16 protein-coding genes and 3 tRNA genes are annotated in these 15993 nt (G+C 44.3%); 4 read left to right on the forward strand and 15 right to left on the reverse strand.

Features of this window, described 5'->3' with window-relative positions:
- Positions 1-224 precede the first annotated feature (224 nt).
- Complete coding sequence (locus ACE04G_RS24270; RefSeq protein ID WP_339177901.1) at positions 225-1445, reverse strand: MalY/PatB family protein; 1221 nt, start codon at positions 1443-1445, stop codon at positions 225-227.
- A 248-nt stretch (positions 1446-1693) separates the two neighbouring features.
- Between ACE04G_RS24270 and ACE04G_RS24275 the strand changes: the two genes are divergently transcribed.
- Positions 1694-2401 carry a helix-turn-helix domain-containing protein gene (locus ACE04G_RS24275; protein WP_221825411.1) on the forward strand — a complete coding sequence of 236 codons (708 nt, stop codon included), beginning with the start codon at positions 1694-1696 and terminating at the stop codon, positions 2399-2401.
- A gap of 154 nt (positions 2402-2555) precedes the next feature.
- On the opposite strand, the gene ACE04G_RS24280 is transcribed toward ACE04G_RS24275, so the two are convergent.
- From ACE04G_RS24280 to ACE04G_RS24290, 3 genes are all read right to left on the reverse strand, one after another.
- Positions 2556-5477 carry an insulinase family protein gene (locus tag ACE04G_RS24280; RefSeq protein ID WP_449004868.1) on the reverse strand — a complete coding sequence of 974 codons (2922 nt, stop codon included), beginning with the start codon at positions 5475-5477 and terminating at the stop codon, positions 2556-2558.
- Between the two features lie 463 nt (positions 5478-5940).
- Positions 5941-6026 (reverse strand) — tRNA-Leu (locus ACE04G_RS24285).
- A 425-nt stretch (positions 6027-6451) separates the two neighbouring features.
- Positions 6452-6901, reverse strand: coding sequence for a general stress protein (locus ACE04G_RS24290; protein ID WP_253501886.1), 450 nt, complete (start codon positions 6899-6901; stop codon positions 6452-6454).
- A gap of 207 nt (positions 6902-7108) precedes the next feature.
- On the opposite strand from ACE04G_RS24290, the gene ACE04G_RS24295 reads away from it, so the two are divergent.
- Positions 7109-7333 (forward strand): hypothetical protein, encoded by a 225-nt coding sequence (locus ACE04G_RS24295; RefSeq protein WP_017687353.1) that lies wholly within the window; start codon positions 7109-7111, stop codon positions 7331-7333.
- Positions 7334-7526: 193 nt separating this feature from the next.
- On the opposite strand, the gene ACE04G_RS24300 is transcribed toward ACE04G_RS24295, so the two are convergent.
- Together ACE04G_RS24300 and ACE04G_RS24305 are read right to left on the reverse strand one after the other, a co-directional pair.
- Complete coding sequence (locus ACE04G_RS24300; protein ID WP_449004869.1) at positions 7527-8009, reverse strand: NucA/NucB deoxyribonuclease domain-containing protein; 483 nt, start codon at positions 8007-8009, stop codon at positions 7527-7529.
- Between the two features lie 109 nt (positions 8010-8118).
- Positions 8119-9267, reverse strand: coding sequence for a sensor histidine kinase (locus tag ACE04G_RS24305; RefSeq protein ID WP_449004870.1), 1149 nt, complete (start codon positions 9265-9267; stop codon positions 8119-8121).
- A 314-nt stretch (positions 9268-9581) separates the two neighbouring features.
- Between ACE04G_RS24305 and ACE04G_RS24310 the strand changes: the two genes are divergently transcribed.
- Both ACE04G_RS24310 and ACE04G_RS24315 read left to right on the forward strand, forming a co-directional pair.
- Positions 9582-9770 (forward strand): DUF6199 family natural product biosynthesis protein, encoded by a 189-nt coding sequence (locus ACE04G_RS24310; RefSeq protein WP_145323098.1) that lies wholly within the window; start codon positions 9582-9584, stop codon positions 9768-9770.
- Positions 9771-9914: 144 nt separating this feature from the next.
- On the forward strand, positions 9915-11138 hold the full coding sequence (locus ACE04G_RS24315; protein WP_449004871.1) for an MFS transporter: 1224 nt from the start codon (positions 9915-9917) through the stop codon (positions 11136-11138).
- A gap of 40 nt (positions 11139-11178) precedes the next feature.
- Here ACE04G_RS24315 and ACE04G_RS24320 read toward each other — a convergent pair whose 3' ends face one another.
- From ACE04G_RS24320 to ACE04G_RS24360, 9 genes are all read right to left on the reverse strand, one after another.
- Positions 11179-11508, reverse strand: coding sequence for a DUF1904 family protein (locus ACE04G_RS24320; RefSeq protein WP_339177921.1), 330 nt, complete (start codon positions 11506-11508; stop codon positions 11179-11181).
- A gap of 159 nt (positions 11509-11667) precedes the next feature.
- The gene (locus tag ACE04G_RS24325; protein WP_083657089.1) at positions 11668-11793 is read right to left on the reverse strand and encodes a sporulation protein YjcZ; all 126 of its coding nucleotides are present in this window, start codon (positions 11791-11793) and stop codon (positions 11668-11670) included.
- 116 nt (positions 11794-11909) lie between these two features.
- Positions 11910-12536: a hypothetical protein gene (locus ACE04G_RS24330; protein ID WP_486094982.1), complete on the reverse strand. Its 627-nt coding sequence runs from the start codon at positions 12534-12536 to the stop codon at positions 11910-11912.
- A gap of 220 nt (positions 12537-12756) precedes the next feature.
- Positions 12757-12936, reverse strand: a complete 180-nt coding sequence (locus ACE04G_RS24335) for a hypothetical protein (RefSeq protein WP_339304995.1) — start codon at positions 12934-12936, stop codon at positions 12757-12759.
- Between the two features lie 139 nt (positions 12937-13075).
- The gene (locus tag ACE04G_RS24340; protein WP_449004873.1) at positions 13076-14632 is read right to left on the reverse strand and encodes a tetratricopeptide repeat protein; all 1557 of its coding nucleotides are present in this window, start codon (positions 14630-14632) and stop codon (positions 13076-13078) included.
- A gap of 242 nt (positions 14633-14874) precedes the next feature.
- Positions 14875-15300, reverse strand: coding sequence for a hypothetical protein (locus ACE04G_RS24345; protein ID WP_336761819.1), 426 nt, complete (start codon positions 15298-15300; stop codon positions 14875-14877).
- Positions 15301-15476: 176 nt separating this feature from the next.
- A tRNA-Ile gene (locus tag ACE04G_RS24350) sits at positions 15477-15550 on the reverse strand.
- Between the two features lie 56 nt (positions 15551-15606).
- A tRNA-Met gene (locus tag ACE04G_RS24355) sits at positions 15607-15680 on the reverse strand.
- Between the two features lie 71 nt (positions 15681-15751).
- Positions 15752-15943, reverse strand: coding sequence for a hypothetical protein (locus ACE04G_RS24360; RefSeq protein WP_047843730.1), 192 nt, complete (start codon positions 15941-15943; stop codon positions 15752-15754).
- Between the last annotated feature and the right edge of the window lie 50 nt (positions 15944-15993).

The raw sequence follows: 15993 nt of genomic DNA on the forward strand, positions 1-15993 counted from the left end.
CCCCTGATGAATGCAGTTTCGTTCAGCCCAACTACTGGGCTCTTCCTTCTGAGAGCCGCATGTCATGCAACTCATAGACTATCCACCATTTTAACATAACCGGGGACAGCAGACCAGAATCTCGCATCAGGTATAGGTCCACCTCGAAATAAATCGTATTCTTGCTACATTCAGTATACTCAATCCAAAAAAGTCACCTCGCTGTTGCGTGATGACTTGATGATTTATACTTGAACGGGCACCTCTTCGACTTCTTTCACAAGCACACTGCTAATTCTCCGTAACCCTTCCTGAAGGACAGAACGGGGACAAGCCAGATTCAACCGAATACAACCCTCACCATTGGCTACAAACATATGACCATCTTCGAGCAATACACCCGCTTGCTCAGCGAAGAATAATGGTAAGCTTACATTATGGGGAGCATATGCCGAGATATCAATCCAGGCCAGATACGTGGCTTCCGGGATGTGAAAAACAGCCCGTGGCAGATGCTGCTTCAAATACTGTTCAACACAGGCGAAATTGGCGTCTAGATAACCTTTTAATTGTTTCAGCCATTCATCACCCGTTTCGTAAGCCGCTTGAGTGGCAGCGATGCTCAGTGGGTTTTTGAAACCATAATGGCGTGCCTGCCAGATGTCTCGAAGTTCATTATTCGGAATGATGACATTGGAGAACATCAGACCAGCCATGTTGAATGTTTTGCTCGGAGACATACATGTAATGATTCGATCCGTATCCGGGAACAGCTTTGCGAGTGGCGTATGTTTTTTGCCTGTCCGCAGCAGATCACAGTGAATTTCATCCGAAATGACCCATACGTTGTTCCTCAGGCAGATTTCACCCACACGTTGCAGCTCCTCCGTTGTCCAGACACGTCCAGACGGATTATGGGGATTGCAGAAAATACATACCCTTACCTTCTCATCCTTCGCTTTGGCTTCAAAATCCTCAAAATCAATCGAGTAATGCCCCTGCTCATTGATCATATCCGAACAGACCAGTTCAAGATTGTTATGCTCCGCAGCTGACTTGAAGAAACCATAAGACGGGGTCACGATCAGTACTTTCTCATCCGATTGACAGAGATATTCCACCAATTCATATAAAGCGGGAATGATCCCGTTTGAGGTCTCCAAATGCTCCTTCGCGAAGGACCAGTCATAGTATCTTTTCATCCAATTGGAGACAGCTTCGTAGTATGCGGGATCGAATACTTGGGAGTAACCCATGATTCTACGATCCAGACGATCCTTAACTGCATCCAGAATCTCGGGAGGTGTGGCAAATTCCATATCTGCAATCCACATGCGAATAAATTCTTCATCCTTGAATGGAAAAGTCATGTCCTCTGTGGCTTTAAAAATATATTGACGGAAACCATCCGTATTCATAGCATTTGTACCTGTGCGGTCTATAATCTCATCAAAGTTATATTTCATAGCTTCTGCTCCTCTGTCTGCTCAACATTTCATTGTCGTTTCATGTCGTATTACATCCATTATTCCATGACGCTGGAATTGCATCAAATGCAATACAATCTATCCTGACGAAACAAATGAAGTTAATTGTTTCTCCAGAATAGGTATTTCGACGAAAAAGTGATATATTTCTCATATAACATCATTTTTATGATGACTTTCATCATTTTCACGTACTCTCAAGAAACATTGCATAAGGAGAACCGTTTATGAACAATATCAATCAGGAAGTTGGCAAGAAAATACGAAACTTTCGGAAGTGGCGGGGAATGACCATTCAACAGCTTGCGGATCAGATCTTCAAGAGCAAGGGCACGCTGTCCAAATATGAGAGCGGAGATATTACACTCGATCTGGTGACGTTACATCACATTGCGAACGCACTCAACATCCAGGTGGAGCAACTCTTGTACCAAGAGCCAAGACATGCTTCTCCCCTGATGAATGCGGTCCCTTCCAGCTTTTTCAAGAACTCCACCCGTTTCTATTCCTACTTCTATGATGGGCGTAACAACAGTCTCATTCGTTGTGTCATTGACATGATGGCTCAATCGGATGCCAACCGTTATCGCACCGTGATGTATATGAATGTGAAGGATTTTGAGAACTATCAAGAGTGCGAGAATATGTATTGGGGCCACACCGAGCATTATGACACACTCACCACCCTGATTTTGAAAAATCAGGCCACGCCGCTGGAAAACCTATATATTAATATTTTGGCGTCTTTTCAGGAATCGGAGAAAAAGTGGGGACTGATGGCGGGTGTCTCCTTCAGACCTTTCATGCCGATCGCGCTAAAAATGTTATTCTCCAGAACCCCGCTGCCCGAGAATCAGGAGTTATATAATGAATTAAAAATCTCAAAGGAAGATCTGCGGACCTTGAAAATATACAACATGCTCGCTGTCACTTGAACAACGCAGCGCGTCACACATTCTCATATCATATGGGATGGAGACAGTTCCTCCCCATTAGAAAAGGCACTTCTATAAGCTGTTGAAACCAGCTCTCATAAAAGTGCCTTTTGCTTTGACGCTTATTGGATCGTGGAATAAACGAGACTAACGCTTAGTTTTTAATTAAATCCAGCGTCTCGTCAAACATTTGCTTCTGTTCCTCAATCTTGTTCTCATTACCGATCACGCAGCGCTGTTGCTGTTCAAGTATAGCCGATAAAAGCTCAGCAAAACCGATAATGTCGCTTTCCTTTGTGCTTAACACTTCGTCACGTTCCTGTTGCAGATCCGCTTCAGTCACATTTGACAGATAACACTCCAGGGAGAAAGCTCCTTCTCCATAAGGCGTTCTCGGCGTATCGAGATCCTGAATCGCACCAATGATATAACGCGTCATTTCCCGCTCGTCTGCCCGGAAATCGGTCAAATATTGCGGTATCTCTTCATATATTTTGTACGTTTTATCGAGATTTGGATCACGATACGATGCAACGTAGCTGTCTCCGTTCCGTCTGAAGCCTGACATACAGCCATAAGCTCCGCCTTTGGCGCGGATATTGGTCCACAAGTAATCCAGAGACAGGATTCCCTGCAAGACCCGAAGTGAACCGGTGTATTGATATCCATTGTCGATATAATTGCCCGTTTGCACCACGTACTGCACCTCTGACGGGGAACGGAATCCTTCCTTATGAGTTGCAGGTGTGAACGTAAACTCTTCCTTGGCAACCTCATGTGTGAACAGCTTCGCTTTCAGATCGGATACCTGTTGCTCCAGTCCCTCATATCCCTGTTCATCGGCAGTATAACTAACAAGCAAGTTCTCTGGTCTGAAAATATACCCCGTCAACTCTTGCAGGCTGGAAGATAACTCTTCTTTTCTCGCCTCAAAGTTCGCTTGAAGATCCTCAAGCCACTGGTAAAAGGCAATGCCACTCACAGCTTCTCTGAAATCCGCAACCGCTGAATGTTTGGACGAAGACCGACCAATTCCCGCCGAATGTCCGCTATTGATCAGATTACGTTGCAGATTACCTTTCATTTGGGAGATGATCTCATATAACCGCTTCGAATTATCAAATTGGGACGTGAACACGATTTCTTTGATCATATCAAAGGCAAATCCAAGCTTGTCATACAACACTTTTGCGTTGAACTCATAGGTCGCCTTGAATTCATTGTGCTTATGCGCGTTAGCATAAGATCCTATCCCGCTATGAATACCACCCGAATGGATATGGATTTCATTGGACAGTTCATTGAACGAGTAGTTTTGAGTATCCACGTAACCCAATACATTCTTGAGCAACCCTGCATACGGCAGGAGATGACGTGGCACTTCTTTGATATCAAACAGCAGTCTCAGATAACCAATTCCGTTGGTGTAGAGGTTATGATGAAGAATGGTTGTTCCGTCGACCTGGTTCACCGTTTGATGCAACGTAGAGGCCTTCTGTTCAATATCTTCAATCGATAACGTCGGAATGACCTGCTGCTGCTCTTTGGTTGAAGGTGTATTCTGATACTCGGCGAGCGCTTCTGTTTTCTGAATCAACGTCTGGACTTCTTCCTCACTAAGACCGGCCTGAATGGTTTTCAGACGTTCTTTCAACGCTTCCTCCTTGCGTGAGTTCAGCCCCTTATCCGGGGTAAGCGCTACAAAGGAAGTATGTGTGTTCTGTAATATATACTTCGCAATGAGTTGCTCGAAGTAACCTTCGTTCATTTTTGTCCGCAGTTCAGCAAATACGTCATTGGCCTCTAAATGGGTGAAAGGTGCATCTTCATCGTACAACCAACTTTGCAGGGAGGAGAATCCGTAGATCAGGCCTTTCGGCATTCTGCCATAGTCCGCTTCTCTGTGATTGAACTCATACGAGTTAATTCCAGCAAGCAGCGCTTTAGGATCAAAACCTTCTTTTACCACACGCTCGAGCACTTCTTGGACCGTTCCCAGGAAATCCTCTTTGCTAGACAGATTGCTCTTCTTCAATCCCACAGTGAATACAGGTTGATACAGGCTGTCATCATACGAACCGTAGACGTCCTTCGCGATTCCTTTATCCAGCAAAGCCTGTTTCAATACCGCTCCCGGAGCGTTCAGCAGTGCATATAACAAAATTTGGAATGAAATGTTCAGTTCCTTGTCCAGACTTGTGCCGATCACCGCGTTATAGGTCAAGAAGCTGTTATCCACTTCCGATTCCGTACTTCCCGCAGAGTAAGTCTTAACCGTGTCTACCCGTTCTGCAAAGGCAGGTTGAAGTTGAATGGCCGAATCAATCTCGATGCGATCATATGCACTCAGATAGTTCTCATCCAGCCATTGCAGCTTCTCTTCCATATCCATATCCCCGTAGAGATAGATGTAACTGTTGGAAGGATGGTAGTATCTCGTGTGGAAATCCAGCAGCCCCTGATAGGTCAGATCCAGGATAGCTTCCGGGAATCCGCCAGACTCGGAGGAGTATGTGGTATCCGGGAAAAGGGAGTTCAGCACTTCTCTGCGCACCATTCGTTCCGGTGAAGAAAAGGCACCCTTCATCTCGTTATATACAACTCCGTTGTAGGTTAATTCATCATCTGCAGAGGTCAGGTTGTAGTTCCAGCCCTCTTGTAAAAATATCTTTTCATTCTCATAAATATTTGTATTTAATACCGCATCCAGATATATATCCATCAGGTTATGGAAGTCATGATCATTACGACTCGCGATCGGATAGATCGTCTTATCGGGATACGTCATGGCGTTAAGGAATGTATTCAATGAACCTTTCAGCAACTCAACAAAAGAATCCTTGGCCGGAAATTTCTTGGACCCACAGAGCACGGAGTGTTCGAGGATATGGGCTACCCCTGTATCATCTTCCGGAGGTGTGCGGAAACCGATACTGAATACTTTGTTGTCGTCCTGATTGGACAAAAGTACAATTTTGGCCCCGGATTTCTGGTGTTCCAACAGATACGCATCCGATTTCAGTTCTTCGATTCTGCGCTCCTGTAACACCTTGTATGGCTTAAGCTGTTTCAACATAAACTTGAGTCCTCCGTCCATAAGATTGTTTTATTGGTTTTGTGACTCAATATAAGTTCAAATATGGTTATTTACACGGGCACTCCGATGACAGAACAACCTTCCGATCGCTGTTATCACCAGATTTTTTGATTCCCTTTTGAAAGGGAAAATCCGGGGATAAAGGCGCACGCTTCGCTTCTTCAGGTTATTTCTGTCCTCTCCGTTATCGTGTAAATGTATGGTTGAACTTATATCGTTCAGCAAGGTAAAGGTAATATATGCCTACGGATAGTATACACCATTGTCCCGTCTCTTCATAAAAGTCAGATAAATGTACCTTCTGATATGTATTATGCAGGGTTTATGTTTATGAACTGCATGGTGAAGTGGTCAGCAATGAAGTGACATTGATATTAATGAACATAAAGAAAGATCGCATGCAGCTTGGTTAACAAGCGTCATACGATCTTTCTTTTTAAGATGCCGAGGACCGGGATCGAACCGGTACGGTAGTCACCTACCGCAGGATTTTAAGTCCTGTGCGTCTGCCAATTCCGCCACCCCGGCAGGATTATGTATTTCTTGGCGACAAGAAATATCTTACCATGAACTAATTAACTTTGCAACACTTTTATTAAAAAAATCTAAATATATAAGATTAACTAATGATTTACACGATAACAGAGAGGACAGAAAAAACTGAAAAAGCGAAGCGTTCGCCTTTATCACCGGATTTTCCCTTGAGAAAAGGGAATCGAAAAAATCTGGGGATAACAGCGATTAGAAGGTTATTCTGTCATCGGAGTGCCAGTGTAAATAATCTTTAGTTCAACTTATATAAATGAAACAGGCACTGCAAGCGTCAGCTCACAGTGCCTAGAAAGTCCGAGTTGCGGTCCCGGACTTCCGGTAAACCAATCTATATTAAGGGAGGTGTGAGATAAGAATACCTCCCCAACATTAAAGAAACCTAAAATCAGCCTTAAATTAAACTAAAAAAGTAAAATAGGTCGAACACGAGCCGCTTCTTCCTCACTGCACTCCACGATAACCAAGATATGGTCCTTTAACAGCCAATCTTCGTAATACCGCGCATCCTCTTCCGAGATTCCCGCTTCAGTCAGTGTAAGCACCAAATCATCGGTCTCACTCCCAATCTCATTACCAGCGAGTCTACGCACTGCATTTCCGATCGACATCGTCTGATCCATCCGCTTCCCCAGACCAGCCAATATGCCTTTCAGAGCGCCAAAGGCACCATCTGTTCCGGCACCCTTCAAAGGTTTGGGCAGCCCCGTCTTTTCGCTCACCAGCTCCAGATTAAGCTGCTCCTTCGCCACCGCTCCCAAATATTTATCCTTGATGCCTTCCTCTTTCACTTGATTCAGCATAATTATAGCCTCGTTCTCGGTACGGGCCAGCCCAATAATCAATTGTGTCATTCCGTTCCCCTCCTTTTACCCTAATATAACCCCGTAATCCGCATTCAAAAACGGATCATCCACAGCTAAGACAAATCACCTAGAAGATTGTTGATTTCTCTTCTGGAAATCTATACCTAGTTCTGATAGACTAGATAAAGAAGACAAATTAACCATTGAAAACATTGACATATGGATTTAACATCTCATAATCAGGAGCAATGACTTATGAAAAAAGAGGTAGAAATTGCCATCCGGCGCAAACAACAGATCATGGTTCGTAATACAAGCGGTCAGACGGTAACCGGATTTCCTGAGCGTACCGCTGATACATCCATTCTCTCCTTACGTACGGTTCACGGAAGTCTGTGGATACCGTTTGATGAGGTGGAACATGTTACGCGTCTGTTAAGCATCCGGTCTCATCATTTAAGCGGAATGCAACTCGTTTAGTCGGCTCTGTAATCCTTGAAACTCCAGTTCCCGTATAAATACGTTAACTAGATCTATTGATGCCAGCACTTTATACCAAAAAACCAGACGCATGCACGTCTGGTTTTTCTCTTCTACTTATCCTGTACCACGCTACCACTGACCTCACAACAAAGGCCTGACTATCCTTGTTTCTGCCCGACCTATCCTGTTGTTACTTCACTACAAACTTCACTCGTGTTCCATCCGGATATGTACTTAACTGATTCCCTACCCATGAACCTGCACCACGATTATCTTTCGGGGTAATGTACTGGATATCTGCACCTGTTCCTCCCTCAGCGCACATCGCCATGGGCCACTCGTCACGATCCTTACCTTTTTTGACCGGAACACCCTTAAGTGACAAATCCCGATTCCCTTCTGCTCCACTACGATCAATGGTGCATACATCCGAATGCCCAGCCTTGATGGCAGCCTTAATATGGTTGGCCGTTTCGGGATAGCGCTCTGAAGGGAACGTAATGGTATGGTCTACACTCTTGTTAGTCCCACCGAATGGAGATGGTATCTCCTCCGGCCATTCTCCCCCAGCCCAGGCATAAAGGGCTACCAGCAGCATCGCTACCAACGTCAGTACCTGCTTTTTGAAGCCTTGCTTACCTTTGCGTTTTCGTCTTGTGCGTCTCTTACTCATGCTGTGTCTCCCCCATTCACCACTTGCATTATACCAGAACGCCCGTTCGTAAAACAATACAGTACAATAAAAAAACAGCCGAGACCGCCCGGCTGTTCTGATTGAATGATTATCCTACATTGGGAATGGCCTGTTGACGCAGCAATGGCAGTGTAACGTCAAACTGAGTACCTTTCCCCTCGGTACTCTCCACCGAAATCTGACCATTCATCAGTTCCAGCAGTTCTTTGCAGATGGTCAGACCCAGACCGCTTCCGCCAAATCGGCGCGCATGGGAGATGTCGGTCTGAGTAAATGCATCAAACAATTGTTCGATCCGATGCTGGGGAATGCCAATCCCCGTATCACGCACAGAGAACATCAGTACAACGGTGTCCATCAGTTGTTGCCTCACATCCACCTGTAACTGCACTTCACCTTGTTCTGTAAACTTGATCGCATTACTTAGTAAATTATCCAGTACCTGCCGAAGTCTTAGCGGATCACCGATAAGCACATCCGGAACATTCAGATCAGCATGACAGAGCAGGCGTATGTGTTTATTCCGTGCCGCAGGCTCATGTGTCTTTACAATCTGTTGAATCAGCTTTAGAGGTTGAAACTCAATGTTTTCGACATCCATTTTGCCTCTGCCCAGTTTCGCCATATCCAGGCTATTGTTAATGATGTTAAGTAGCGCCTCACCTGATTGACGTGCTAACTCCAGATATTCTTTCTGTTCATCCGTAGTTTCACCCATACCGACAAGTTCGATCATACCCATAATGCCGTTAAGCGGGGTACGAAGCTCGTGATTCAACTTGCCGATGAATTCCAATTGCCCTCTGCTGTTCATCTCAGCCATGGAAGCGGCAAACTTCAATTGCTGTTCAGCATACTTCCGTTCTGAAATATCGTATTGAATGCCTACAAAATATAAACACTCTCCGGATTCATTAAAGATCGGATCAATATTTAGTTCGTTCCAGAACTTCTGACCACTTTTTGTATAATTTAAGATATCAATCTTAATGGATTGTTGTTTCTTTAATGCATCACGGATCTGCATTACCGTTTCGGAGTCTGTATCCTGCCCTTGCAAAAATCGGCAATTGTGTCCGACAGACTCTTCATACGTGTATCCTGTCAGCCGGGTAAAGTGTTCGTTTACATACATGAGCGGAAGCTCAGGCAAGGTAGCATCGACCACCGTCACGGAGGATTTCACTTTCGAGATGATAAATTCCCATTGTAATGGGAGTTGATTATGTTGGCTCATGCCTTCCTCCTTCATCTCATACACATTAATGTTTATATATTCTGCAATCGTACATTATAAGGAGAGAAAACTAACCGAATGGTATGTGTTGATATAAAACCAATATATTATAATTGTAACACAGTTATTCAAGTCATGTGGTTCTTGGGTAATAGTTGATAACTAACATCCCACAATAATCTAACAACTCATCAGGAGGAACATACATGAAATTTCTGTTAATTATCATCATTATCATTTTGATTGTAGTCTTTTTTACCAGACGCAAACGTTGAGATGAGATCTGTTATGTAAGTCAAGAAAGGAAGATGGGTATGAGAACCCTCTTTTTTATATTCATGATCCTGTGCATCATCAATTTCTGTTTCCCAAAATTCGGCTGGTATCTACGATATGGCTGGATTTCCCGGGGTGAAACGGAGCCCAGCAGGCCTTATATGACTATGGTCAGAATGACCAGCTTGTTGATGTTGCTTATCGCCTTCACTCTGACTATGGCATGAACTATAGAAATCCGAAGACAACTGTCCTATTGGGCAGTTTCTTTTTTTGTGCTGAAATGACGGGAAAATGATAACTTTGTTTGTGGTGCGAAGATGACAATGCCCGTAATATAGATATATCGTTTCGGAAAGGACATCATTGGCATGAACATCGCATTTTATCCGTACTGGGCCGCCAAAACGCTGCTCTCGCTTATTAATGTCATATATATCATGGTCATTACTACGTATATATACGGTCTCACTGGATCGGTACTCTCTGCTGCAATGTTTCCACTTATTCAGATCATTACACGCATAATAGCAGGTTTCACTTTGCCATTACTTGTGAACCGTTTCCCATTCTCCAGACTATTGATCAGCATTTCCATAGCCAAAACATTAATCATGACCTGTATAGCCATTTCGTTGAATCACTTGATTTCACAATTGCCGCTTCTATTGATCGGAGTGGTCATACTATCCTTTTTGGACGGATGGGAAACTCCGTTACTGAAGACTTTAACGCCACGATTGGTTCAAGGTGAAGACCTTATAAAAGCAAATAGCCTGCTATCTTTCTCCAATCAGACTGTAACCATTGTCGGTTACGCCATGACGGGATTCGCCGTGATGAACTGGGGGGCGTCACAGACCTTCTGGGCAGCTACAAGCCTGTCCTGGGCCGTTCTAATCTTCATGATTGCCATGGGCTCGCTCACACGGAATGTAGAACAATCTCAGAAATCTGCTGTATCGCGGAATGTATTGAGGGAAGGTTGGAGTATACTTTGGAACAATCCATCATTACGACTGATTACGCTTATGGACATTGCCCAAGCACTTGCGGGTTCCATCTGGATCGGAGCTGTTACGCTGGCCTTTGCAAAAGAAGCTCTGGGACGAGGAGAAGGTTGGTGGGGACTCATGAACTCGAGTTACGCTGCTGGAACCATGCTTGGAGGTATTCTGGCTCTTGCACTGGCCAAACGTATTCAGAAACATCTAATCGCTAGTATGACCATGGGTTCTCTTCTCTTCAGCCTGCTGACCGTCGTTTATGGTCTAAACAACCTGCCGTGGCTCGCTCTGGTGTTATGTATACTCATGGGTCCAGTTAATCAGATTCGTGATGTGGCTCAGCAGACAGCGCTTCAGAACAGTGTACCTGTCGAATCCCTAACCAAGGTATACGCCACCCATGGCGTCCTGATATCCACGGTTATGAGTGTATCCATAGTTATCTTTGGTCTAGTCGCCGATCAACTGGGCGTTCGGTGGGTATACCTTATTGGTGGAGCCTTGTTTATTGTATCTGCGATATGCTCATTATCCTTGAGCAGGGTTCACAGGAACCATCCCATTACTAAACATACGAAAAATATGTAAATCAAAGAGACGAGCAACATTCTGCTCGTCCCTCACAATCTCAATCCAATCGATAATCTGTCAGCGGCCTGCCTTTTTTATAATACAAATTAGGTGACAATATATTGAAGAAAATATGCACATCCGGCATGTATGCTTCTTCCAAAATAGCTTGCACCGACGATGCAATCCGATTATGAATCTCCTGGTCACGTTGAAACATCAGAATCTCTATAGAAGCCGGAGAAGGTGTTAGCGATTGGACATCATGACGCTCTGCCTTCATTCTCTCCCTTGGAATATGAGTAATTAGGGCCATCTGCTCTGTAATTTGGGGTACAACTTCCTCTAGCTGAGGACCTGTGAATCCTTTAAAGCGAATAAACGGCATTGCTATCCCTTCAATCTCTGTTAATAGTCTCTTATGTGATTTTAAGCACATTGTTTTCAGTTGTCAAATGTCACGGATGGCATATGTGGCTTCTTATAAATAGGAAAAGCCCCGCTGAAGTCTCAGCGGAGCTACTGTTTGCACGTTTCTATACGTGACTTACAGCCAGAAAGATTTTGTGATGATCACGAGCAGAATGAACAGTACGAGAATTGCGCTTGTAGAAGTCCATCCGCCGCCAAATCCTCCAACATTACCACCACAACCGTATCCAACTTGACTCATTTGATTGGCCTCCTTTGAATTTCAAGGTATGCCATAACATATGCGTATTCCGCGCAAGTGACCGGGCGATTCGGCAAGTTCATCAGCCCATTCATCTGGTATTCATGCCTGGTAACTTAACCAGATGGGTCGATGGAGATTCTCAGTTGTATTTCATGTGACTCCTGAGGTGAAGGGTCTGTATTTCCTCTGATCAGAAGGATTGTACGAGTACGTGTATCACTTCGGGATGCCAGAACAACCTCTCCATCAGGAGTTATACAATAAGCGATTGGAATGGAGATCCCGCTATCACGGTATGAACCATCCGCATGGCTTGTCCCCATGACAATACATTGATGCTGCAAGGCGATCTGCCGAGCCCCTTCGACCCACTCACTGTACTGCTCTTCACTGAACATCCCCACACCAATGGAATGCATCACAATGTCCACATTTCCTATATTCTCGTTGCAAAATCCTTGCAGGACCAGCTCATCACACAACAAAGTGCTTATTACCCAACCCTGTTCCTGAGCCGTCTCAGCAGGTGTATATTTTGCTTTCTCCGATACAATCTCTCCAGCCTTACTGATCATAATCGATCGGTCCTTTGGACGTTCGTTCAGTCTGCGATGACCCGATACAATCATGGTCCCATATTCAGCCGCCAACCTGCAAGCTTCCTCAACATTCTGGTTCAGATAACCTTCAGGGAAAAAATAATACATCTGCATCAGGATGTTGCTTGAGTTCGGCTTCAAGCTGCAACAAATCCTGTTCGAGCCTCGGTTGTCCAATGATAATCTTCATCTGGCATCCCCCATTCATAAATAAAAGCCGGTTCATACCTGAATAAGGTACGAAACCGGCTTAAAGGTTGTACGGACAGAACTCCTGCTCACCGTACTTCGCTTCAAGAGTAATTGGTTCTCATGTTATTGCTCGCTGAAACAATTACCTTTACAGTTGAATGATATGTAGTTAGGCATTTCTACGTTCAATACTATCATATATCGCCTGCCCATCATAGCTTCGATCTGTCGCGATATCTTTCACAAAAAGGGCGCTGCCTGCAGCACTGTTTGCATTAACAGACAGAACGCTAAATGCACCAACAACCCACATTAATGGATATAACGCAACGGATAAGGCTTTTTTCATATTTTTGTCTCCTTTGCTGTTTAAACAGATGATTGGTTTAATATCCCATTAATACGATTACAACCCAATTAAGTTTCAATTTTATATACAACCATCAGTATTTCTAGACATATAGGAGACAGGACTTCAATTGTTCCGTTCATATCAACTCGAAACTCTGGAGCAACGCTGCCGCCTCTTCATGATCAGGTTCCAAAGCCAATACTTTATGCGTATATGACAGGGTTTCTTCTTCCAGTTCAAGTTCATAACAGCACACAGCCAAATCGTATAAGACGGCTGGATTATGGTTACTCGGATCTGCAACCAATGATAACTCCAGAAACCGTTTGGCATCCTCGTACATATACATCTCATATAATAGCTGCCCTGCCAGAAATGCCAGACCGCCTTGCTGCTCCATCACATAGTAGGACGACCACATCGTATGAATACCAGACTGAATATCAAGCATTTCCTCATCACTTGCATCAGGAAGAAGACTGGAAATGTGCGTCGCACTGTGAATCAAGAACTCAGCATCATACCCGCCCAGACGCCAAAACGGCAAAATATGCTTCAACTCCATACTTTCGATCCGTTGGTCTATCCATTGTTTCATACTGAAAAAGTCATCCGGGCCAAAACGTTCAACAAATCGATGGTAGGCCAGACGAGTGTTAACATAACTGATGGGTTCCTCAAGCATCAACATGCACCCAACATTCAGATCTTTATAATGATGTGTTGTGAATCGTGTATAGGCACCCTGCTGTTCCAAGACATATTGAATGGCATGGTAGTTAGCCGTTAGAGAAAAACTCCCGTGAAGAACAAATTCAGGTGGCTCTGCGAACTTCCAGTTATCCAGGCGATGATCCCCTTTATCAGCGGTAATCAACACATAACCTGACTGTGACAGCTTGTTCAACCGTTCGAGACAGGACAACCCGATTGCAGGGAACAGAATGTGCGAATCCTCCAGTTCCTCTTTGTACAATGTGATAAGCTCCTGATAAGGATAGTTATCCGCACTGTATTCCGGCGCTCGGCGATATTCATAACTCAGCGTCATGTTCTTCAGCATCTCAGCAGGCTCAAGATCAAGACGACGATCCGGGGATTGTACAAGCAGATCGCACTCATAGATCTCGCCATCCCCAATGTAGATTAATTCCTGTGGAATGCTGTCAAAAAAGTAATTAGCAATCAACAACAACGGTTGTTTCAGATCACCGGGCCGAATAACCGTACCTGCAACGGCCAGATTCAACTCCGTATCCGCTACAGCGTCAAAACGTGCAAAATCCACTATACCTTGTTGAATAAAGGATTGCATGGATGGATGCTCCTGCCAACCCAGTACATTCTCCGCTACGAGATCCGTCATCACATATCTGAAAGGTGGTAACTCTATTCCGGCAAATTCCTTTAATTCAAGCAGTTTCAGGAGAATTTGATGCGCCAAACGCCCTACACCCGCTCCAAGTTCAAGAATGGTTACGGTCTCGCTGATCTTTCCTTTGTTCGATAGGTCCTGAAGAAAACCAAAGATCATCTCTGCATACGTCGTGGCAATCATCGGATTACTGGTAATATATTGAGGTACTTGGTTCTCTGTCCAAGCTTGTAACCCCTTCTGTTCATAATAAGCTCTCTGCCAATCCCAGACCGGAGCTTCGCTGTAACGAAAACGTTGACTTTCATTTGACGTCATTAAACGTTAAACCTGCTTTCTATCTATAATTTCATAAGATTCTTAGATGTTCATGTATCACTTTATTATCGAATACCATTCCAATCTCTGTAATGTATTATATCATAGAACCTTGTCGACTCGATGGAGTTCAGTGTTCCCTTTCAATAAGAAAAAAACCTGCTTTTGAGGGCAGGCCTGTGATGTCCTTCATTTTAAGAAAATGAATGATCTAATCCACTTTGGAGCAGGTGCACTCAACACTAATCAGAATACAAAACTCCGTCGAAGTTCTCAGGGCCAACACGGACTGTTCCCAACAAGTTAGAGCTCACAAATGCAGTGTACGTCAATTGCGGTGTGATTGGCGGATTGAAGTCATCGGCAGAGAAGGTAATAATCTGAGGTGCCAGGATGCTCAAGCTAAACGTAGACGTTGCGGAATAGATAACAGGGTCTGTTGGCAAAGTTCCTCTGACAATTGTAATGGTTATACCAGCGATCGCTAATGGAAGTTGCACAGACACAGTTCCCTTGAACTGCACCCGCGGGTTTGCCCCAATGCCAGCAGTGGTTATCAAACCAATCTGTCCAAATAACTGAGGCGTGTTAATCACCAGAATAGGTATAGCAATAGAACCTGCCAAACTCGCATTCTGCGAGGTTCTTGCATCAATAAATTGACTCATGAAATCTACCTCCTATGGGTTGGGATAGGATAGTATATGCGAGATTTGGTGTGCGGCGTGGACATACACTGAGATGCGCAAAAAAGGGCATACCAACAATGATGACTTTTACCTTTTAATCCAGCCCCTAAATGAAGACAGAAAAAAACCCTTGCTGAGCAAGGGTTTCAAGAATATGGGCCCTACAGGACTCGAACCTGTGACCAATCGGTTATGAGCCGACCGCTCTAACCAACTGAGCTAAGGGCCCTAGACATAATGTATAACGTGCAGATGATGGCTGTGAATCATCCAAGTGAAACTAAATTGCGGGGGCAGGATTTGAACCTGCGGCCTTCGGGTTATGAGCCCGACGAGCTACCGGGCTGCTCCACCCCGCGTCAGTAAGAAATATTAAAACAGCGACTTAATTAATATACACTATCACCACCCTATAAGTCAAGGGGTAATGTCAGGGAATAAAACGTACACCGTAACGTCCTTTACGTGATCGATAAACTTCCACTTCCGCTGGTTCATTATGACCGTAAATCCACCCATCCTGCTCCATACGTTTGGCCAGACATCCTGCCTGAAATTTGGTTGCATACAACTTGCTGAAATATACCCAGTGCATACCGCTCGTCCTTTCCGGAGTCGTCATTTATTCCTGCTTTTTGTAGAATACCCCATTTTCATAAAAATAGCCGCCAA

This window comes from Paenibacillus sp. AGC31, from assembly GCF_057334655.1.